This window comes from Campylobacter showae CSUNSWCD (assembly GCF_000313615.1).
GTDB lineage: Bacteria > Campylobacterota > Campylobacteria > Campylobacterales > Campylobacteraceae > Campylobacter_A > Campylobacter_A showae_A.
Genome location: NZ_AMZQ01000009.1, coordinates 39287 through 59439 on the forward strand (window position 1 = coordinate 39287; position 20153 = coordinate 59439).

A 20153-nucleotide genomic window follows, 5' to 3' on the forward strand; every position below is an offset into this window, starting at 1 on the left:
TACGTAATTGTAACAAAAAAAGCTGGTTTTTAAGGTAAAAAATGAAAAATTTTGAAATTTCGTCCAAATTTAGCCCAAGCGAGGATCAGGCCCGCGCAGCCCAAAATATCGTAGCATCCGTAAAATCAGGAAACAAATATCAAACGCTTCTAGGCGTCACGGGCTCGGGCAAGACATTTACGATGGCAAACGTCATACGTGAGCTAAATATGCCCACTCTAATCATGACGCACAACAAATCCCTCGCCGCACAACTTTATAGCGAATTTAAAGGCTTTTTCCCTAAAAATCACGTGGAGTATTTCATCAGCTACTACGACTACTATCAGCCCGAAGCCTACATCCCGCGTCAAGACCTTTTCATCGAAAAGGACAGCTCCGTAAACGAAGAACTCGAGCGTCTGCGCCTCTCTGCGACGGCGAGTTTGCTCAGCTTTGACGACGTCGTGTGCGTGGCGTCGGTGTCGGCCAACTACGGCCTGGGTAATCCTAGCGAATACAAAGGCATGGTCGCATACCTAAACGTCGGCGATAAAATCAACCAGCGCGCGCTACTGCAAAAGCTAGTGGATATGGGATACAAGCGAAACGACGTTTATTTTGACCGCGGCGACTTTCGCGTAAACGGCGACGTGGTGGACGTATATCCCGCGTATTTTAACGACGAGGCGTTTAGGATCGAGTTTTTCGGCGACGAGATCGAGACGATGTATAGCCTGGACGTGCTGGAAAACAAAAAAAGACACGACCTGAAAAAATTCATCCTCTACCCGACCAGCCAGTTTATCGTGGGCGAAAACCGCCTAAAAATCGCCATAAAGCAGATCGAGGAGGAGCTGGCGGAGCGGCTAAAAGAATTTAACGAGCAAGGCAAGCTCGTCGAAGCCCAGCGCCTAAAACAGCGAGTGGAATTTGACCTAGAGATGATGAGTAGCACGGGCATGTGCAAAGGCATCGAAAACTACGCGCGACACCTAACGGGACAAAAGCCCGGAGAGACGCCATACTCGATGTTTGATTATTTTGAGCTTGGCGGCAAGGACTACCTAGTCATCGTGGACGAGAGCCACGTGAGCCTGCCGCAGTTTCGCGGTATGTACGCAGGCGACCGCAGCCGTAAAGAGGTGCTGGTGGAGTACGGCTTTCGCCTGCCCTCAGCACTGGATAACCGTCCGCTCAAATTTGACGAGTTTATAAACAAACGCGCCAAATTTCTTTTCGTCTCGGCGACCCCGAACGAATACGAGATAAATTTGAGCCAAGGTCACGTTTACGAGCAAATTTTACGTCCGACGGGACTGCTTGATCCCTTAATCGAGATAAAAGATAGCGAAAATCAGGTGGAAATTTTATTTGACGAGGCGAAAAAAACGATCGAGAGAAACGAACGCGTGCTAGTCACCGTGCTCACCAAAAAGATGGCCGAGGAGCTTAGCCGCTACTACACCGAACTTGGTATCAAGGTCAAGTACATGCACTCCGATATCGACGCCGTCGAGCGAAACGAGATCATCCGTGGACTGCGTAGCGGCGAGTTTGATATGCTCATCGGTATAAATTTGCTCAGAGAGGGACTTGACCTGCCAGAGGTTAGCCTCATAGCCATCATGGACGCCGATAAGGAGGGCTTTTTACGCTCTACGACGAGCCTAATCCAAACGATGGGGCGTGCGGCTAGAAACGTAAACGGACGGGTGCTGATGTTTGCCAAAAAGATCACCAAATCAATGCAAGAAGCGATGGATACGACGCTGGCACGCCGCAAGATGCAAGAGGAGTACAACCGCGCTCACGGCATCACGCCGCGCTCGGCCAGCCGAAATATCGAGGAGAGTCTGCACGTCGAGGACGGCACGGAGATCTTAAGAAAAGGCGCAAATCTGGAAAAAATGCCTGCCGCTGAGCGAGCGAGCATAATCAAAGAGCTAAGAAAGCAGATGCTGGAGGCGGCGGCGCAGCTGGAATTTGAGAAGGCGGCGGCATTGCGCGATGAGATCGCCAAGATACGTAAATTGTGAGCGGCTCGTTTCTTGCGCGCCTTTAAATGAGCTAGAAATTTTCTCCCTCGATGAACTATATGTTCTATCTTCGGTCGAAAATTTCGTCGCAACATTTAAATTCATCACAAGACACTTCGCCTTATCTTTTTTCGCTTAAATTTGAAATTAAATTTGTAAATTTCGGTTTCAAATTTGACCCACCGAGACCCGCATCTTGAAAATCCAAATTTTATTTGGTTAAATTTTAGCACTAAATTTTACTTCCAAATTTTAAAAATGACACAAAATTTATTTAGCCAATTTTTACTAAAATATGACGTATTTGTAAAAAGCAAAATTTTAATCACAAAAGGAGTCCATAAATGACAAAAGAAGAGATAAAAATTGCCAAACATAATTTTGCCTCCATCTATGATATAAAAGGTGGCTTAATAAAAACGCTAGCAGAGTGTACGCTTGACGGCAAGTACTATGGATCTGCGGTTAGAATCACAACAAGAAATTTATATCAAAATCTAAACAAAAAAACAAATTTTGTAGACGACATAGAAACGGGAGTTGTTTTTAGGATACCTTGCCCAAACGACAAAGATGCAGGTATCCTGGCGGCACATATCAGAAACATGTTTTCGAATGGTAAAATTTTGCGCCTAAGTTGTGATTTTATAGATAATGAAATAGTTAATAGCAAAGAAAGCTACGATGAAATTTTAGCTCAGTAAACTCACCCGCCCTCCTCGATATTCTCCTGTATAAATACCCGCATGCTCGGAAACTCAAGCGCACAAAGATGGCCAAATTTATGCTTATAGACGCAGCCCGTGTCGATATTTGCGCTAAAATTCGTGATGTCAGGCTCAGCGATCGGCGTATGACCGTAGACGTTAAAGATGCCATCGTTTTGGCTAAAATCGCCTCTACTGCAAAGCACGTGCCGCCTAAACTCCGCCGCGCTCTCGCCGTCCGAGCTGCGCAGCGGCCACATCCGCCCGGCCGCCGAATGCGATACGACTAGCCGCCTGCCCTGCGCGTTTTTAAACTCATGAAATTCCAAATAAAGCGGCAAATTTGACAAAAACTCTATGTGCGCGAGCTTTTGGGCGCGGCTAGCTTTGGCGTAGGAGGCGAAGGTCTGCGCACCGCCGTTTAGAAAAAACCAGCGCGGATCGTTAGGCATTTCGCCGCGTAAAAATGCGTCTTTGTGTTGCAAAAGGCGGTACTCGTGATTGCCCATCACAGCCGCGTAGCCTCGCTGCATCGCTAACTGCACGACCTTAAAACTCCCCTCGCCGCGGTCTATCAGATCGCCCACGAAGCAAATTTTAGAATCAGCACCGCGCGGCAAGCGATCTATAAGTGCGCAGAGGGTTTTATAACAGCCGTGAACGTCGCCGATAAGATAAATTTGGTCGCCATAATCATCTAACATTTTTATTTGCCTATCTTAAATTTGGCTCAAATTTTAGCCATTTTTTATAAATTTTACAGTCGATTTCACGCTCTTATACGCTTAAAACCAAACAATATCTACTAAAATCACATTTTTTATATACTTTTTATTCTTTATCTCTTATAATATCATATAACTACAAAATTAATTTTTATAACTAAAGGAGGTTTAATAAATAACGCCGACGAATTCAAATTTAGTCGTAGGCTTGGCCGAGAGTGCATTTAGCGAAACACCAAAGACGAGATAACTAAATTTCATTTCAAGGGAGAAAAAATGAAAAGACGAAATTTCTTAAAGCTTAGCGCACTAGCCGGCGTCAGCCTGCAAGCCAACAGAATAGAGGGCGTCACTCAGACGCTTTTTGACTAGAAGAAAGTTTTTTGCGCAAATATAGATTCGGTCCGTTTTACGCAAACGTAGTCAGCGGACAGATAACTAGCGTAGATCCTTTTGAGGCGGATAAATTCCCAAGCACTTTAAATAACGCCGTCGCAGACTGCGTCCAAAACGAAAGCAGAGTACTGTATCCTTGCGTTAGAAAGAGTTATTTGGAGAAAAAAGGACCAAATAAACCCGAGCTTGGAGGCGAGGAGGAATTCGTAAGAGTTAGCTGGGATACGGCGCTTGATCTAGCCGCAAAAGTTCTAAAAGAAAATTTTGAAAAATACGACTCCGAGAGTATCTACGGAGAGTGCTACTGGTGGGGCGGCAGCGGTAAAGTCAGCTGGGGTAGAGCTACGGCTAGAAGGATGCTAACGATACTAGGCGGCTTCGTCTCAGAAGACGGCAACTACTCCTATGGCGCCGGTCACGTTATCATGCCTTACGTTATCGGAACTATCGAGCCAAACGAAGTTCCTACGAAATGGGAAGCGGTACTAAAGTCTGCTAAAACGATAGTATTTTGGGGAAGCAACCCCGTAGTAACCAATGAAATAGGCGTAGGCGCTCCTACTCACGAGGGCTACGAAGTGTATGCCAAGCTAAAAGATATGAATGCAAAAGGCAAAAAGAAAATTTACGCCGTAGATACATATAAAAACAACACGATCAGGTATCTAAACTCGGACTTTATAGGCGTGGTGCCGGGAACCGATACGGCCATGATGATAGGCATGTACCACTATCTATACGAAAATAAACTATACGACGAAGCTTTTATAGGCAAATACACCGTTGGATTTAATAAATTTAAAGATTATTTTCTAGGCACTCACGACAATGTAGTTAAAAATTTAGACTGGGCTAGCAAAATTTGCGGCGTAAGCGTCAAAAAGCTAGAGGAGCTATGCATGTCGCTAGCCAAAAACGAGTCTTTGATAATAAGCGGTTTTGCCATCCAAAGACAAGATCACGGAGAGCAGTCGTATTGGGCGCTCACAACTCTAGCCTCGATGCTAGGACACATAGGCAAAGAGGGCTGCGGCTTTATGACTTGCGATCAGGAACACAAAACCAGCACGGAAAGCTTTATAGCACCGGCTCTAAAAGGCCTGAGCTTGGTTCCTAGCGAAAAATATACTAAAGAAGATAGCCCTTGGGTAAAAAACAAAGGCTACGTCATGCCAAATAGTAGAATAATAGATGCGCTCCTAAATCCGGGCCAAGAGATGCAAAGAAACGGCGAAATTTACAAACTCCCGCACATGAGAGTTTCCGTAAGCGCCAGCGGATCGATATTTACGAGACATCAGGATATAAACCGCGCGGTACAAGCGTGGAAAAAGCTCGATACCGTGATAACCATAGAGCCTTATTGGACTAGCGGAGCTAAGCTTAGCGACATAGTCCTGCCCGCAGCTATCGAGCCTGAGAGAAACGACATAGAGCAGTCAAACGCTACGGGCGAGTATATCTTTGCCATAAAACAAGCCGTCCAGCCTATGGGCGAAAGCAGGAGCGATTTTGAAATTTGCAAAGGAATTTGCAAGAGATGGGGCATGGAAGAGGTATTTACCGAAGGCAAGACCGAGATGGAGTGGATAAAAGAAATTTTCGCCGACGCCATGGATCAAGCCAAAGCGCTCGGATACGATAATCTACCTACGTTTGACGAGTTTTGGGAAAAAGGATACGTAAAATTCGACAAAAAAGACGAAGAGAAAAAATACTACACTAGATTTGCGAATTTTAGAAAAAATCCAAATAAATTTAGACTTGGAACGCCGTCGGGAAAGATCGAGATTTATTCGCCCGTCATCGCAAAAATGAAATACGACGACTCCTTTGGGCATCCGGCATGGTTTGAGCCTACCGAGTGGCTCGGCGATAAAGAAAAAACAAAGAAATATCCACTTGCGCTCAATACTCCGCACTCCCGCCTCAGACTACACTCTCAATTAGATAACTCCATAGTTAGAAAATACGCCGAAGTAAACGGCAGAGAGCCGATATTTATCAGCCAAAGCACAGCCAAAAAACGCGGCATCGCAACGGGAGACGTGGTTAGGGTGTTTAACGACAGAGGCGAAATTTTGTGCGGAGCGATAGTGAGCGACATAACCCAAGACGACGTCGTAATCGTATGCGAAGGCGCATGGTACGATCCTGAAGTCTACGGCAAAAAGAGCCTGTGCCAGCACGGATGCGTAAACGTGCTCACAAAAGACAAAGGCATTAGCAAGCTAGCGCAAAGCAATATCGCGCATACGAATTTAGTCCAAGTCGAAAAATATAAAGGCGCGATAAGGCCTATCAGAGCGTTTTCTAAACCAAAAATCATAGGCGCTTAAATTTGCGGCGGGGTTTAGGCTCCGCCGTTTTTAATGTTTATCATCTTCGCGGTCTACCATATCGTCCACGAAGCAAATTTTAGAATCATCACCACATGGGAAGCAATCTATCATAGGCAAAGAGTTTTGCAGTAGCCGTGAACGTCGCCGATGAAGTAAATTTAATCCTTTATTTTACTAAATTTTAGCGGTTACTGACGATAATCTTTGTCGAAAAGCTTATCTAGACTGTCTTTTCTGTATTCCAAGCCCTTCAAAATCGCATCCACGCCATCTCTAGTTAGATCGCGGAATTTGACGCCCTCAAAATCAAAATACACCGTCATCCCGTTATCGCTGATTTTAATAATCCGCATAGCATATTGAGAAAGACTAAATTTATCTACACCTACGCAATCTATTAGCTCGTCGGCATATTTAGCAATTATATCCTTTATAATCATTTTTGATTTATACTGCTGCTCGGTCGCATAAGTAGCCACGCTCGGAGCTAGTTTTTCAATGTTTTTCTCATAGGCCTTAAATTTATCGGTCTTAGTTACCGTCCCATTTCTTGAAGTTTCAAGGACAGATTTTAAAAACTCTGTGTTCAAATTTATCATAGCATAGGCATCGACCTTTATCCAGTCCAGCGCATCCTTATCAGCGTTGATATATGGGTTAAATTTGCTCGGTAAACGCATTTTTGACGCATTTAAATTTCGCCAAAATTTTTCGTGAGCCTCTTGGTTAAATTTGATCTGCCCGCCTGCAACATCTATCGCAACCTTTCTGGCTATATGTAAATTTTCGCTAGTTGAGCTTCCGTCGCCTTTTGATGCTATGCCACACCCGCAAAATATCAGTGCAATCATAAAAATAATCAGCTTTTTCATCGCTTCTCCTGTAAACATAATTTTGCGAAATTTTACTGCCGCAAGCATTAAATTTTACTTGCAAAATACGCGCAAGCTAAAATGCGCGTCAAATTTAAACGCCCTCACTCGCCGACGACTAGCATCACGCCAAGCGCTATCATCGTAACACCGACAAAAAACTCCAAAATTTTCCATGCGGCGGGCTTTTTAAATAGCGGCGCTAAAAATCTCGCCCCGTATCCGAGTAAAAAGAAAAACGCAAACGACGCGCACATCGCACCCGCGCCAAAAAGTCTTGCGCTCTCGCCAAATTTCGTAGAGACCGAGCCAAGTAGTACGACCGTATCAAGATAAACGTGCGGATTTAGCCACGTAAAAGCTAGCGTTAGAAGTGCGGTTTTAGCCGCTCCGTGCGTCTCCTCGCCGCCAGCCATTAGCGCATGCGAGGCGCTAAAGGCACTATAAAGACTGCGTAGCCCGTAAATACTCAAAAATACGAATCCGCCCCAAAGCGCGGCGGTTTTGATGACGGGATAGCGCTCTACCACGTAGCCAAACCCCGATACGCCCGCAAAGATCAGCGCGGCGTCGCTAAGCGCGCAGATAATGCAAACTAGAAAAATATGCTGTTTTTTGATGCCTTGTTTTAGCACGAAGGCATTTTGCGCTCCGATGGCAAGGATCAGCGAGAGCCCAAGAGAAAAACCAGAGAAAAAGGCGTTAAAAGAGTTCATTTTATCCCTTAAATTTGGCGTATTTCGGTATTTTTAAAATTTTAGCCAAAATGCGTACAACAAAAGCTCGGCGAAGTGAAATTTGCGACATGCGGAGATCTCTGTAAATTTGTGAGTCAAATTTTAGCAGCATCAAGGTGCAGGTCTCGGTGGGTCAAATTTGAAACCGAAATTTACAAATCGACTTCAAATTTAAATGTAAAACGATAAGGCGAAGTATCGCGAGACGATTTTTCGAGTTTTGAAGCAAAATTGAGCGTGCGCTAGGCATATAGCCTGCGGAGCGAAAATTTTGTAAAATCTCGGAAAAGCGCTCGCGAGACGAGCCGCTTAACTTTCTTTCAAAAGCTTAGCCACCATCTGTTCGCTTTTTCCCTTATCGGTATCCTTTTTCGTCGCCTTATATATCCCGCTCACGTACTCCTCGAGCACCTCTTGCGAGTTTATGCGCGCGTCACCCTCTTTTGGCCTTACTTTGGCGTATTCGCCGCTGTTTTGCAGCTCAAACGCCAGCTCGTTATCGCTAAGCTGCAAGCGCAAAAACTCGAGCAAGCGCTCTTGTAAATTTTTATCAATTATCGGCGTCATGAGCTCCAGGCGGCGCTCGAGATTTCGCGGCATCCAGTCGGCGGAGGCGATGTAAATTTGAGGCTCGGCATGCCTAAAATAAAATATCCTAGCATGCTCAAGGTATTTGCCGATAAGCGATCTCACGCGGATATTTTCACTTAAGCCCTTCACGCCGGGGCGCACGCAGCAGATACCGCGCACGATGAGGTCGATCTTTACGCCCGCGCTGCTAGCCTTTACCAGCGCGTCCACGATGTCGCCATCTACCAGCGCGTTCATCTTGGCCACGATCCTACCTTGCTCTCCGTGCGTGGTCTCGGTCTTTATCATATCTAGCACGCGCTCTTTTATCTGCATCGGCGACATAGAGAGCGTCTGCAAACGGCGGTTTTTAGAAAAGCCCGAAAGTATGTGAAAAAACGTCGTCGTATCGCTCGCAAACTCCGCTCTGCTCGTAAAATAGCTCACGTCGGTGTAAATTTTCGCCGAGCCGCCATTATAGTTGCCGGTGGATAGATGCATGTAAAATTTGAGCTTGCCGCCCTCTTGGCGTATGACTTGGCTCACTTTTGCGTGCACCTTAAAACCCGTTATGCCGTATATCACGTGCGCGCCGGCATCTTCTAGAGCCTTTGCCCAGTGCAGGTTGTTTTCCTCGTCAAACCTCGCCTTTAGCTCGACCATCACGGTTACCTGCTTTCCGTCGTTTGCGGCGTCGATGAGGGCCTGGATGATAGGCGAATTTTTATCGACACGGTAGAGCGTCATGCGGATCGAGATCACGCGCGGATCCTTGCTCGCCTCTTTGATAAACTGCACGACAGGATCAAAGCTCTCATACGGATGCACTACCAGCACGTCCTCTTTGTCGATAACGTCAAACATCGATAGGTGGCTGCTAAAAGGCGGCAGGGTCTTTGGCGCGTACGGCGGCAGGCAGAGGTGGGAAAATTCTTTATTTCCCACGATTTGCCAGAGCGAATTTAACGTGAGCGGGACGGTGTACTCGTAGATATCTTTATAAAAAATCTTCATGTGCGAGTTTAGAAACTCGACTATCTCGGGGTCTGCATCCTTTTGTATCTGCATGCGCACAAACGCGCCTTTTCGGCGTAGCTTTAGCCCCTGCTCGAGGATCATCATAAAATCATCCGCCTCTTCCTCCTCGATGACGATGTCGGCGTTCCTGGTAACTCTAAACGCCGCCGAGCTAAGTAGCTTGTATCCTGGGAAAATCTCCTCCGCGTGGCGGTGCACGATCGTTTCTATCGGCACATAGACGTTGTCGCTAGCCTGAAAAAATCTCGGCAAAACTCGCGAGATACGTATCATGCCAAATTTTATAATCTCGGGACTATCCGCATCGGCAAGCTTAACGGCTAAGCTAAAACTAAGGTTATTTAGGTGAGGATACGGATGCGTGGCATCAACCGCGATAGGCACGATGACGGGCAGGATGTTTGAGAAAAAATACTCGTCGCATTTAGCGCGAAGCTCAGGCAGGATTTCGTCGTAATTTTTCATAAAAAGCCCGCTTTGCGCGAGTTCTCTTAGTGCGTCTTTATAGTGCTTTTCTACGAGCGCGAGCTCGTCTTTGATGTATTTTCTGATCTCTCTTAGCTGCTCGAGAGGACTCATGCCGTCGCTACCGCTAGCTGCGACACCTGCGGCAAAAAGCTGTTTAAGCCCTGCGATGCGGATCATGTAAAATTCATCCAAATTCGTCATATAAATCGCGATAAATTTTAGCTTTTCAAGCGGCGGCAACGCCTTTTCGCACTGGGCTAAAACGCGCGAGTTAAAGCGCAGCCAGCTAAGCTCGCGGTTAATAAAAACACTATTGTTATCATCCATTTTTTATCCTTTTGATGTTTTATAGATTTTAGCGTATTTTCTCTTAAATCATAGCCCTTCTAAAAATAGTAAGTTTGTGCTATAATAAACTAAGAACAAATTTAACTTCAAAAATCGGGCAAGGAAATATAATGGAATATATTTGGGCGGTTATTATTTTATGCGTCGGAATGGCGGTTTTTTGGGTTTTAAAGAAAATCTCGATGTAAAGCACTGCAACAATAACCGCTTCCAGATAAGCCTGCACCGAATTCAAAGTGCGTATACCTCAATATTCAACTCGTTGCAACTTTATTTTCTCGTACTCAAGTTTTATTATGAACGTTTAGCAAAAAATAAAAATTTGACCAAGTCTTTGTAGTCAAATTTAAAGCCAACTTTAATCAAATTTATCACTATATCAGTATTTTGCCTTATAACTCAAAATACTACAGAGAATTTCATATCAAACGCTTACAAAGTCAAAATTTAACAATCTATAAATTTTAATAATTAGAATTTAAATTCTGTAGGAAACCAACCTGATGCTATCAAAATTTGCAAATTTTATACAATATTGTTTTTAAATTTAAAATATATAAAAGCGATAAATTTATTCTAGTTTTTAGATGAAAATAAAAAATAAGAAGAGATAAAGCAAAATGGCGGAGCAAGTCGTCCGCCATAATTTAATTAAAGATTGTTCTCTTTTTTGTACTCAGCCAAAAAAGCGTAAATTTCATCTTTTAATCTAAGTTTTTCGCGCTTTAGAGCATCTACTTCGGCGTCATTATAAACGTTGCCTTTTTGTATCTCAGCGATCTTTTCGTCTAGGTCGTTGTGTTTGTCAAAAAGTGCAGTAAATCTTGCGTTTGAACCCTTTAGCTTAGTTATAAGCTCTCTATCTTCATGAAACATATTTGCTCCTTTTATGGATTAAATTTTAATTTAATTTTATCGAATATTATTTTAAGAGATGGTTAAAAACATGCCGTATTTGCGGCGACTTGGCAAAAATTTAGAGCAAAATTTATCCAGTCTTATAATTGGCTTAAAAATTTATAAAAGCTGAAAGTAGTTTTAAATTTGAGACTAAATTTAAACGTATTTTAGCTCTTCTGGCTTATGTCTGCTTTTTATTACACGCTTGGTTAGGCGTATCGATTCGCCAGTGCCGATAACTAATAGCTTCGTGCCAGTACCAATTAGCGTATCGCCCTTTGGCATCGGGATAAATTTATTATTCACGTCTTTAATGCCAACCACGTCGGCGTTTGTTATATTTCGCAAGTTAGTTTCTTTTAGGCGCTTAAAGCGGACCCACGAGTAATCCGGTACCGATATCTCCTCGATATCGATCGGTGAGTCTTGTTTGTATAAAAACTGCTCAAGCAAATTTTCCATATCCGGGCGTACGCTCATCGCACTGAGACGCTGAGCGACAAGCTTTGATGGGCTCACCACGCTGTTTGCACCAAGCTTTTTTAGGCGCTCAGTATCGTCTTGACTATCGGAGTTCGTCATTATAAAATACGGTTTTTTGCGCCCGATCTCTTTTTCAAACAACCTTACGGTTGCGATAAGAGCAATATTGTCTGCAATGTTTGGACTTAACGTAATCATGCCTTTTGCGCTTGAAAAATGAGTCTTCAAAAGCGCAGTTTGCGTGTGAGGTTGAGAGATTATATAGTATGGGTATTTATACTTTTCAGCGATCTCAGGCAGATCCTCGCGAGGATCAATTACTATAAATGGGATATGATTTTCCCTAAATTCACGGCTTAATTCCATTGTGTATTGATTGTGATAGCAGATGACAAAATGGTTTTTTAACCTTGCGATCTTATATAGCATTCGTCTTTCCTTTATGATTGCTACGAGTGCGCCTTTTTTTAAAACTTCGAGCATCAAACCCGTAGAAAAAGTAAAAACGGCAAAACCGAGTAAAATAAACGTGATGGTAAAAAGCCGTCCAGCGGGGGAAATAGGTGCGACCTCAGTAAATCCGACGGTCGTAAAAGTCATACCAGCCTGATAAATCGCATCTATCAAGCTAAAACCATCGATTGTAACATAGCCCATAGCTCCAATCATCATCATCAAAACGACTAAGATGAGTGGTAAACGAAATGGGCGAAGTTGTTCGTAAAGTTCAGTATTGAGGTTGATTTGAGGTTTAGCAGAACTTGACCAGTTGAGGAATTTTAAAATCTTTTTAAACAAAGAAAACTCCTCAAATTTACGGCAAATTTAGCGTGACTGTTTTCTCATCGTTCTTAACGTAGATGCAGCTACCTTAATCTTTCTCGTAGTGCCGTCCTCTAGCGTAACGCGGACAGTTCTTAGGTTTGGCAAAAACCTTCTTTTTGTTCTGTTTTTCGCGTGGCTGACATTATTACCAACCATGGGGCCTTTGCCTGTTATTGCGCATACTCTTGACATATTTGTTTCCTTAAAAATAAAAATTTCTGCTGATTTTATCCAAAACAAACAAAATAAAAGCTTAAAGCTGCTTTTACAAACATGTTATTTTTTAAACTGAATTTATGGATAAAAAAGCTAGAATAACAAAATTTAAATACATTGAAATTTTAAAAATTCATAGGTCAAGTTTTACAAAAAATCAATTTTCAGGAATTTTGTTTCATCTTATGAGGTTAAGTTTTAAAGACGACGTAGCAATATTTTATCCTTCCGGCTTTTTGGATGGCGATATCAATAAATACGAAATCAGCGAATCAAGCATAAAATATCTACTCCAAAAAACTCCGCGCCATATCCTAATATCTCTTAAAAACGTTATTTATTTTAATAAAGTAGGCTTTAATCTAGTCCTTGAATCTGTATTAAAAACAGCAAAGGATAACAGCGTAGATATTGGTTTTTGCGACTATAACGAGATAAAATTTAAAGCTTTAAAAAGAATGTCTAAGGATGTTTTGAATTTATCTTTTTTTGAGACTCTAAATGTTGCGCTACTATTTTGGGGAGCATTTGAATCTGAAAGTAAACAAATCATCGTTTTTAATGCCGATATTGAGCAAAAACGCCAAATCGCACTAATGCTATCAGGACGCGGATATAAACCAGTTATCGCAAAAGACGAAGATGAATTTAATCAATTGCACAAAAAATACGAATACGCCATACATCTAACCGACGTAAAATCAAACAAAAAAGAAATATCTACTACCCTCAAAGAAAACGTCGTCGTTTATGAGATAAACGGCTTTATAGACTCTGAATTTGCCAACAAATTCGCATATAAAAGTTTTTTACATTCACTAAAAATCGGCTTTAAATTTTTTGTTTTCGACATGAAAAAATCAAGCCTTATAAACATTCACGGCGTATCATTTTTAGCCAAGCTTGCAATGGAATGTGCTGATAGCGGTGCAACTATAGCTATGTGCGGACTAAAAAAACCAAGTATCTCAAAAGCCCTTCTTCACGACCTAGAAGACTGCGGGATACTACTTTATGATACAATTCAAGATTTTTTTAACGATGATGCAACAATAGAGGGCGGCGGTAGCGTTGAAGTCGAAAAACCAAAAAATATAACTAAAGACTTGATAGATTTTTTGCCAGATATCTTAAAAGTGGTAATGGATACCCTAGCCTCTTTATCAAATTTGCCGGTTTCCCGCGGCGGTACAGAGATAGCAAATTTTGATTGCGACGAAGATAAATTTTGCATGGGCTCGGTAGCTTTTTATGGGAAAATGAACGCCAAATTTATCCTCTGTATCGAAAGATACGCCGTTCACAAAATATGCAAAATTTTACTACAAGAAGGTAGCGAAGCAAGCATAGCAGAAGCCTATGCTGACGTGCTTAGCGTTATCTCTGACCGCATAGAAGTATGGTTAAAGAGTCAAAAAATAGAGGCGAATTTTACTTTGCCGCACATTTTTGAAGAGATTAAGAATGAAGACAAAAAAAATAAAGGCGTCCTAGTGCAGCTCGATATCGACGGCATGGATGCAATATTTTTTCTAAGCAAATAAAGGACAAGCAAATGTATGTAGCACCTAGTATTTTATCGGCTGATTTTGGAAATTTAAAGGCTGAGATCGAGGCCATCTGCGAGGCAGGAGCCGATCTTGTGCATGTAGACGTGATGGACGGGCATTTTGTACCAAATTTAACCATCGGCCCCGTAGTCGTAAACGCCGTCGCAAAAGCCGCTACAAAGCCCTTAGACATTCACCTAATGGTACAAAATAACACATTTTTTGCAGATCTTTTTTTGCCTTTGAAGCCTAAATTTTTAAGCTTTCACATCGAGGAAGAAAAGCATCCGCTACGCCTAATCGATCACATCCGCAGCCACGGCACGGGACCTGCAATCGTACTAAACCCACATACTCCGGTCTGGGCGATCGAGCACATCGTAAACGAGATCGACATGGTGCTACTAATGAGCGTAAATCCTGGCTTTGGCGGGCAAAAGTTTATCCCTTCGGTACTCGAAAAAGTACGCAGCTTGCGTGAAATGATCGAACGCAAAAACGCAAAGTGCATGATCGAGGTAGACGGCGGCGTGACTGGACTAAACGTCGCGCAGCTCGATGAAGCGGGCGTAGATATCGTCGTGGCGGGCAGTTATATATTTTCGTCAAATTCATACGAGCACTCTATCCGCTCGCTAAAGCTCGAGTTTTGAACCAAGATTTTGAAAATTTACTAGCCGTCATCGCCAAGCGAAACGTAGCCTACGCGGACTTTGTCGCTGCAACTAAGCAAATGGACGAATACTCCGAGCTTTTTGATGTTCGCGACGTACAGATGTGGCGCGCGCTGGGCCTTGACATAACCCGCACTGCAAAAAACCAAATCGAGCTAAAAACGCGGCGCAATGAAATAAAAGATCAAATTTTTTGCGTCATAGATATAGAAACTAGCGGCAGTATAAATAGCGGCCAGATCATAGAAATCGGCGCGCTAAAGCTACAAAACGGCGAAATAATCGGCAAATTTGAAACATTCGTGTACGCGCCATACGTCCCGGAAAATATCAGCGAGCTAACGGGAATCACCGCAGAACACCTAAAAAACGCGCCTAGCCTAGCCTTCGTCATGGAGCAGTTTAAAGTCTTTTTAGGTCAGAGCGTTTTTGTGGCGCACAACGTTCGCTTTGACTACGGCTTTATCAGCGCGACGCTGGAGGCGCTAGGATACGGCGAGCTGCTAAACCGCAAGCTCTGCACGATCGATCTAGCCCGCCGCACTATCGTTTCGCCCAAATACGGTCTTGGCGCTTTAAAAGAAGTTTTAAATATAAATAACGCCCACCACAGAGCGCTAAACGATGCTATCGCGGCGGCTGAAATTTTTAAATATTCCCTGCAAAAACTCCCCGCCGAAGTAAAAACGACCGAGGATCTAATAGAGTTTAGCAAATCAGCTAAAACAATAAAACGACTAAAAATCACTACAAACGAAGGTAGCGAGCCGGTCAAATTTGACGGTGCTGTGCAGGCTGATGAATTGGACGACAATAAAAATTTGAGCGCCGCAAATGATGCGCAAAATTTAAACGTCGGCGGTCAAATACAAAAAGCAGAAGAGCCGAAACTTCCGATATTTGAGAAGTAAATTTAGCTCAAATTTGCCGTAAATTCTACTACTCAAAAATTAAAAAATTAGACTTTTAAATTTGCCGAATTTAACTTTCGCCGTTTATTTAAATTTTAAAATTTGATGAAATAAAAAAGTTTGAGCCGGCGCAAATTTGACCTACTCGCCGACTCGTTCGCCGTTTATTCGCACGATCCTGGCGGGTATGCCTACGACCGTGGCGTTATCTGGCACGTCTTTTAGCACAACCGAGTTCGCGCCTATTTTGGCGTTTTCGCCGATTAGGATATTTCCCAGCACTTTCGCGCCAGCTGCTATCGTGACGCCATTTTTTATGGTCGGATGGCGTTTGCAGCACTCCTTGCCCGTGCCGCCCAGAGTTACTTGATGATAGATCAGTACATCGTCGCCCACCTCTGCAGTCTCGCCGATAACTACGCCCATGCCGTGATCGATAAAAAGCCGTCTGCCAATCTTGGCGCCCGGATGTATCTCGATGCCAGTTAAAAAACGCGACATCTGCGAGACGAAGCGCGCCGTAAATCGCCAGTTTTTAACGTGCAAAAAATGCGCAAATCTATGAAAAACGACGGCGTGGATGCCCGGAGTGTTAACGAGGATGGCCCCGTAGCAGCACGAGGCTACCGACGGGTCCTTTTCGCGCACTGTCGCGACTAGTTCGTTTAGTTCGGCTATCAGTCCCAAATCACGCCTCGTAAAGCGGAGTGCTGAGATATCTCTCGCCGTTATCGGGAGCTATGAAAAGCACCTTTTTGCCCTTACCTAGCCTCTTTGCGACCTTTACTGTAGCCGCCAGAGCCGCGCCGCCCGAGATACCTAGCAAGATACCCTCCTCTTTAGCCAGCTTTCTAGCCGTCTCAAAGGCCTCATCGTTATCCACGCGCTCTATCTCGTCAATATAGGCGGTATCAAGCGTAGCCGGGATAAAGCCCGCGCCGATACCCTGGATCTTATGTGGACCCGGTTTTTCGCCGGAGATCACGGCGGAGTCGTTTGGCTCGACGGCTACGATTTTAGTTTTATAGCCGTTTGCTTTTAGCACTCTTGCTGTGCCGCTTAGCGTGCCGCCAGTGCCTACGCCCGCCACAAAAGCGTCAAGCTCTTTAAAATCATCCATGATCTCGTTCGCCGTAGTTAGCTCGTGAGCCTGCGGGTTAAATTTATTTTCAAACTGGCTTAACATCACGTAGCCCTTTTCGCGCACGAGCTCGCTTGCTTTTTCGATCGCGCCTTTCATGCCTTTTGCGCCCTCGGTTAGCACGAGCTCCGCTCCGTAAGCCTTTTGCAGCTTGCGTCTTTCGATACTCATGGTTTCAGGCATTACCAGCACTACTTTAAAGCCTAAAGCAGCGCCCGCCATAGCTACGCCGATACCGGTGTTACCGCTAGTTGGCTCCACGATGACGTCGCCTTTTTTTAGAGTGCCCTCTTTTTGCATTCCAAGGATCATACTTGCGGCGATTCTATCTTTTACCGATCCGCCCGGATTAAAAAACTCAAGCTTAGCGTAAATTTCAGCCATGCCCTCTTCGTGCACGCTGTTTATCTTTACGATCGGGGTTTTACCGATGGTTTGGACGATGTTTTCGTATATCATTTAGACTCCTTTTGAAAAAATCGTGTAATAATAACTTCTTTTTCCATAAATATAAATAAAATATAAAAAAATAAATTTTCTTTTATATTTCAGCCTAAAATTTAGCTCGCGCTCTCTATGATTTTTAACGTTTTTAGGCTGTCCTCTATGCTTGCTCCCGCGCTTTGCTCGCCCCTTAGTAGGCGCACGAAGTCCTCTAGCTCGCTTGTTAGCGGATCAGCTCTTTTGACGAATATATTTTGCATTTTGCACGCGCTTGCGTCAAATTCGCTAAATTTAACGAGGCTCTGATTTAGCAAATCAGCCTCGTAAACCGCCCCTTTGCACGCGACCTCGACCGTTCTTTTGCGTCTATGCGCGAGCCAGCTAGTGGCGATGAGAGCCGTTATCTCGCCCTCAAGCTCAAACGACAAAACCGCGTTATCTTCAAATTTGGCGTGGATTTTGCGCGAGCTTTTTATATCCGCGCTTTTTATCTCTTTGCCACTTAAAAATCTAATCAGATCTATATCGTGCACCGCTAAGTCGGCCAGTATCCCAACATCTGTGATTCGCTGCGGAAATGGCGCGTTTCTAGTTATTTGCACGCTATAAATTTCCTCGTTTGCTAGCTCTTTTTTTAGCGCCGTGATTGCGGGATTAAAGCGCTCTACGTGCCCGACGGCTACCTTTATATCTCGCCGCTTAGCTTCCTCAAGTAAAATTTGAGCGTCCGCGGCATTTGCGCAAACGGGCTTTTCGATGAGCAAATTTAGCCCCTTTTGCATGCATTTTAGGGCCGTTTCTTTATGTAGCGAGGTCGGCGTAGCGATGACCGCGGCGTCTAGATTTTCGCTCTCTAGCATCTCGTCAAGTTCAGTATAAATTTTTTGCGCGAAATTTTCCTTGCAAAACGGTTCGCAAAGCGCGACTATCTGCACGCCCGCGACGTTTTGCAGCGCGCGGTAATGATTTTTGCCCATGACGCCAAGACCTATGAGCGCAAATTTAAGCATTATTTATAACCTCAATGACGTAGTCTTGCTCCTCTTTGGTTACAAAGGCCGACATCGGTAGCGCCATTATATCCTGCGCTACAGCCTCGCTCACGGCAAAATCCCCCCGCTTATAGCCAAGACCTTTGAACACCTCTTGCAAATGCAGCGGCACGGGGTAATAAACTCCCGTCGGCACGCCTTTTTGCGCGCAGATTTCTAGCATCTTTGCCCTATCTTTTACGCGGATACAGTACTGCGCCCACGCCGAGACGTTACCCTCCGCGACGAAAGGCGCTACGACGTCCTTTAGCTCGCTAGTATACCGTGCCGCGATCTCTTGGCGTTTTGCGATTTCGGCATCAAGGTATTTTAGCTTGACGTTTAAAATGCCCGCCTGGATGGCGTCGAGTCTGCCGTTTATGCCGACGTATTTGTGGATGTAGCGCTCGGACTGGCCGTGGTTTAGCAGGATGCGCATTTTTTCGTTCAGGGCGTCGTCGTTCGTAAATATCGCGCCGCCGTCGCCGTAGCAGCCAAGCGGCTTAGCTGGGAAAAACGAGGTCGTAGCGATGCGCGAGAGATTGCAGGATTTTACGCCGTTTTGACTCGCACCAAAGCTTTGCGCCGCGTCCTCGATGACGGTTAGGTCGTGCTTTTGCGCGATGGCGTTTATCGCCGCCATATCGGCTGCCTGCCCAAAAAGCGACACCGGCACGATAGCCTTGGTCCTTAGAGTGATCTTTGCTTCGATCAAATTTGGATCAATATTATACGTCCTCTCGTCGATATCGACGAACACGGGCTTTGCGCCCAAAAATGCTATCATCTCGGCCGTCGCGATAAAGGTAAAAGGCGTCGTGATGACCTCGTCGCCGGGCTTTATATCAAGCGCCATGAAAGCAAGTAGCAGCGCGTCCGTGCCGCTACTGCAAGCTATAGCGTGCTTTGCGCCGCTAAATTTAGCCAGATTTTGCTCCAGCTCGCCGACCTTGCCGCCGATATAGACCGAGCTATCTAGCACCTCTTTGATCTGCTCGTCGATTTCGTTTTTGTATTTTTGATACTGAGCTTGTAAATTTATAAAATTTATCTTCATCTTTGCTCCTATTTTATGGATTTTAGTATCTCTTCGCCTGCTTCGTCAAGCCTCTTGCCGTTAAAGTGCACTTTGCAAAACTCCACTATCTTGCCGTGAAATTTGGCGTAAATTTCATTCATCTCTAGCTCGCGCCCGTATGCTTTACAAATCTGCTCGCTATCTACGGCTTCTAGCCACTCCTGCGCCTCGTCGTAGCTTTCAAACTCATACCCCAAAAAGCCCAAAATCCGCAAAGCATAGCTATCTACGACCATCACGTCGCGTCCGCACGCATAGCAAAGCGCCGCGTCGCAGGTCTCCGCGCCGATGCCTTTGACGCCAAGCAGCCACTCGCGACTCACGTTTTCTTTGAAATTTTCAAAATCGCCGAATTTTTTAAAAATCGCGTCGCAAAGCGTTTTTAGGCGTTTTGCCTTGGTGTTGTAAAAGCCGCTAGGTTTTATTAGCAAGGCTAGCTCGGCCGTGTGCGTTTTTACGATGCCCTCCAAGCTCATCAAATTTGCGTTTTTTAGATTATTTAGCGCTTTGTCTGCGTTTTTCCAGTTGGTATTTTGTATCAAAACGGCGCCGACCACGACCTCGAAGGTGCCGGCGTTTGGCCACCAAAGAGGGCCATCTGCATCAGCCTTTACGCCCGCGTTTTTTAGCGCCAAAAAAAGCTGCGTGCTATCCATAGTTTTCCTTTTTTCTTTGTTTA

19 protein-coding genes are annotated in these 20153 nt (G+C 44.4%); 7 read left to right on the forward strand and 12 right to left on the reverse strand.

Annotated elements, in window-relative coordinates:
- Positions 1–41 precede the first annotated feature (41 nt).
- Positions 42–2018 carry an excinuclease ABC subunit UvrB gene (gene uvrB / locus CSUNSWCD_RS07045; RefSeq protein ID WP_009495187.1) on the forward strand — a complete coding sequence of 659 codons (1977 nt, stop codon included), beginning with the start codon at positions 42–44 and terminating at the stop codon, positions 2016–2018.
- A 344-nt stretch (positions 2019–2362) separates the two neighbouring features.
- Positions 2363–2722 (forward strand): hypothetical protein, encoded by a 360-nt coding sequence (locus CSUNSWCD_RS07050; RefSeq protein WP_009495189.1) that lies wholly within the window; start codon positions 2363–2365, stop codon positions 2720–2722.
- A 2-nt stretch (positions 2723–2724) separates the two neighbouring features.
- On the opposite strand, the gene CSUNSWCD_RS07055 is transcribed toward CSUNSWCD_RS07050, so the two are convergent.
- Positions 2725–3429 carry a metallophosphoesterase gene (locus CSUNSWCD_RS07055; RefSeq protein ID WP_009495190.1) on the reverse strand — a complete coding sequence of 235 codons (705 nt, stop codon included), beginning with the start codon at positions 3427–3429 and terminating at the stop codon, positions 2725–2727.
- A gap of 297 nt (positions 3430–3726) precedes the next feature.
- On the opposite strand from CSUNSWCD_RS07055, the gene CSUNSWCD_RS12015 reads away from it, so the two are divergent.
- Positions 3727–3822 (forward strand): twin-arginine translocation signal domain-containing protein, encoded by a 96-nt coding sequence (locus tag CSUNSWCD_RS12015; protein ID WP_425277330.1) that lies wholly within the window; start codon positions 3727–3729, stop codon positions 3820–3822.
- A gap of 11 nt (positions 3823–3833) precedes the next feature.
- Positions 3834–6185, forward strand: a complete 2352-nt coding sequence (locus CSUNSWCD_RS07060; RefSeq protein WP_009495191.1) for a molybdopterin-dependent oxidoreductase — start codon at positions 3834–3836, stop codon at positions 6183–6185.
- A gap of 191 nt (positions 6186–6376) precedes the next feature.
- On the opposite strand, the gene CSUNSWCD_RS07065 is transcribed toward CSUNSWCD_RS07060, so the two are convergent.
- From CSUNSWCD_RS07065 to rpmB, 6 genes are all read right to left on the reverse strand, one after another.
- Entirely contained in the window at positions 6377–7060 is a 684-nt protein-coding gene (locus CSUNSWCD_RS07065; protein WP_009495192.1) for a hypothetical protein, read from the reverse strand.
- Between the two features lie 104 nt (positions 7061–7164).
- Entirely contained in the window at positions 7165–7776 is a 612-nt protein-coding gene (locus CSUNSWCD_RS07070; protein WP_009495193.1) for a LysE/ArgO family amino acid transporter, read from the reverse strand.
- Between the two features lie 330 nt (positions 7777–8106).
- Positions 8107–10200 carry an RNA degradosome polyphosphate kinase gene (locus CSUNSWCD_RS07075; RefSeq protein ID WP_009495196.1) on the reverse strand — a complete coding sequence of 698 codons (2094 nt, stop codon included), beginning with the start codon at positions 10198–10200 and terminating at the stop codon, positions 8107–8109.
- A gap of 672 nt (positions 10201–10872) precedes the next feature.
- Positions 10873–11097 (reverse strand): HP1242/YdcH family protein, encoded by a 225-nt coding sequence (locus CSUNSWCD_RS07080; protein WP_009495199.1) that lies wholly within the window; start codon positions 11095–11097, stop codon positions 10873–10875.
- Positions 11098–11277: 180 nt separating this feature from the next.
- Positions 11278–12402, reverse strand: a complete 1125-nt coding sequence (locus CSUNSWCD_RS07085) for a potassium channel family protein (protein ID WP_081585286.1) — start codon at positions 12400–12402, stop codon at positions 11278–11280.
- A gap of 27 nt (positions 12403–12429) precedes the next feature.
- Positions 12430–12621, reverse strand: coding sequence for a 50S ribosomal protein L28 (rpmB, locus tag CSUNSWCD_RS07090; protein ID WP_034964570.1), 192 nt, complete (start codon positions 12619–12621; stop codon positions 12430–12432).
- A 209-nt stretch (positions 12622–12830) separates the two neighbouring features.
- Between rpmB and CSUNSWCD_RS07095 the strand changes: the two genes are divergently transcribed.
- From CSUNSWCD_RS07095 to CSUNSWCD_RS07105, 3 genes are read left to right on the forward strand one after another with little or no spacing between them, the layout of a single operon-like run.
- Positions 12831–14189, forward strand: coding sequence for an STAS domain-containing protein (locus CSUNSWCD_RS07095; protein WP_034964598.1), 1359 nt, complete (start codon positions 12831–12833; stop codon positions 14187–14189).
- Between the two features lie 11 nt (positions 14190–14200).
- On the forward strand, positions 14201–14848 hold the full coding sequence (rpe, locus tag CSUNSWCD_RS07100; RefSeq protein ID WP_009495204.1) for a ribulose-phosphate 3-epimerase: 648 nt from the start codon (positions 14201–14203) through the stop codon (positions 14846–14848).
- Positions 14845–15780, forward strand: a complete 936-nt coding sequence (locus CSUNSWCD_RS07105) for a 3'-5' exonuclease (protein ID WP_009495205.1) — start codon at positions 14845–14847, stop codon at positions 15778–15780. Before rpe ends, CSUNSWCD_RS07105 begins: the two co-directional genes overlap by 4 nt.
- Before the next feature lie 141 nt (positions 15781–15921).
- On the opposite strand, the gene cysE is transcribed toward CSUNSWCD_RS07105, so the two are convergent.
- From cysE to CSUNSWCD_RS07130, 5 genes are all read right to left on the reverse strand, one after another.
- Positions 15922–16428 (reverse strand): serine O-acetyltransferase, encoded by a 507-nt coding sequence (gene cysE, locus CSUNSWCD_RS07110; RefSeq protein WP_425277332.1) that lies wholly within the window; start codon positions 16426–16428, stop codon positions 15922–15924.
- Between the two features lie 40 nt (positions 16429–16468).
- Positions 16469–17380, reverse strand: a complete 912-nt coding sequence (cysK, locus tag CSUNSWCD_RS07115) for a cysteine synthase A (protein ID WP_009495207.1) — start codon at positions 17378–17380, stop codon at positions 16469–16471.
- 101 nt (positions 17381–17481) lie between these two features.
- Positions 17482–18375, reverse strand: a complete 894-nt coding sequence (locus CSUNSWCD_RS07120; protein WP_009495208.1) for a Gfo/Idh/MocA family protein — start codon at positions 18373–18375, stop codon at positions 17482–17484.
- Positions 18368–19453 (reverse strand): DegT/DnrJ/EryC1/StrS family aminotransferase, encoded by a 1086-nt coding sequence (locus tag CSUNSWCD_RS07125; protein ID WP_009495209.1) that lies wholly within the window; start codon positions 19451–19453, stop codon positions 18368–18370. Before CSUNSWCD_RS07125 ends, CSUNSWCD_RS07120 begins: the two co-directional genes overlap by 8 nt.
- An 8-nt stretch (positions 19454–19461) precedes the next feature.
- Positions 19462–20130: a 3-methyladenine DNA glycosylase gene (locus tag CSUNSWCD_RS07130; RefSeq protein WP_034964602.1), complete on the reverse strand. Its 669-nt coding sequence runs from the start codon at positions 20128–20130 to the stop codon at positions 19462–19464.
- Positions 20131–20153 lie beyond the last annotated feature (23 nt).

Coding starts and splice junctions, on each gene's coding strand:
- uvrB (WP_009495187.1), top strand. CDS start 42: ATGAAAAATTTTGAAATTTCGTCCAAATTTAGCCCAAGCGAGGATCAG.
- CSUNSWCD_RS07050 (WP_009495189.1), top strand. CDS start 2,363: ATGACAAAAGAAGAGATAAAAATTGCCAAACATAATTTTGCCTCCATC.
- CSUNSWCD_RS07055 (WP_009495190.1), bottom strand. CDS start 3,429: ATGTTAGATGATTATGGCGACCAAATTTATCTTATCGGCGACGTTCAC.
- CSUNSWCD_RS12015 (WP_425277330.1), top strand. CDS start 3,727: ATGAAAAGACGAAATTTCTTAAAGCTTAGCGCACTAGCCGGCGTCAGC.
- CSUNSWCD_RS07065 (WP_009495192.1), bottom strand. CDS start 7,060: ATGAAAAAGCTGATTATTTTTATGATTGCACTGATATTTTGCGGGTGT.
- CSUNSWCD_RS07070 (WP_009495193.1), bottom strand. CDS start 7,776: ATGAACTCTTTTAACGCCTTTTTCTCTGGTTTTTCTCTTGGGCTCTCG.
- CSUNSWCD_RS07075 (WP_009495196.1), bottom strand. CDS start 10,200: ATGGATGATAACAATAGTGTTTTTATTAACCGCGAGCTTAGCTGGCTG.
- CSUNSWCD_RS07080 (WP_009495199.1), bottom strand. CDS start 11,097: ATGTTTCATGAAGATAGAGAGCTTATAACTAAGCTAAAGGGTTCAAAC.
- rpmB (WP_034964570.1), bottom strand. CDS start 12,621: ATGTCAAGAGTATGCGCAATAACAGGCAAAGGCCCCATGGTTGGTAAT.
- CSUNSWCD_RS07095 (WP_034964598.1), top strand. CDS start 12,831: ATGAGGTTAAGTTTTAAAGACGACGTAGCAATATTTTATCCTTCCGGC.
- rpe (WP_009495204.1), top strand. CDS start 14,201: ATGTATGTAGCACCTAGTATTTTATCGGCTGATTTTGGAAATTTAAAG.
- cysK (WP_009495207.1), bottom strand. CDS start 17,380: ATGATATACGAAAACATCGTCCAAACCATCGGTAAAACCCCGATCGTA.
- CSUNSWCD_RS07120 (WP_009495208.1), bottom strand. CDS start 18,375: ATGCTTAAATTTGCGCTCATAGGTCTTGGCGTCATGGGCAAAAATCAT.
- CSUNSWCD_RS07125 (WP_009495209.1), bottom strand. CDS start 19,453: ATGAAGATAAATTTTATAAATTTACAAGCTCAGTATCAAAAATACAAA.
- CSUNSWCD_RS07130 (WP_034964602.1), bottom strand. CDS start 20,130: ATGGATAGCACGCAGCTTTTTTTGGCGCTAAAAAACGCGGGCGTAAAG.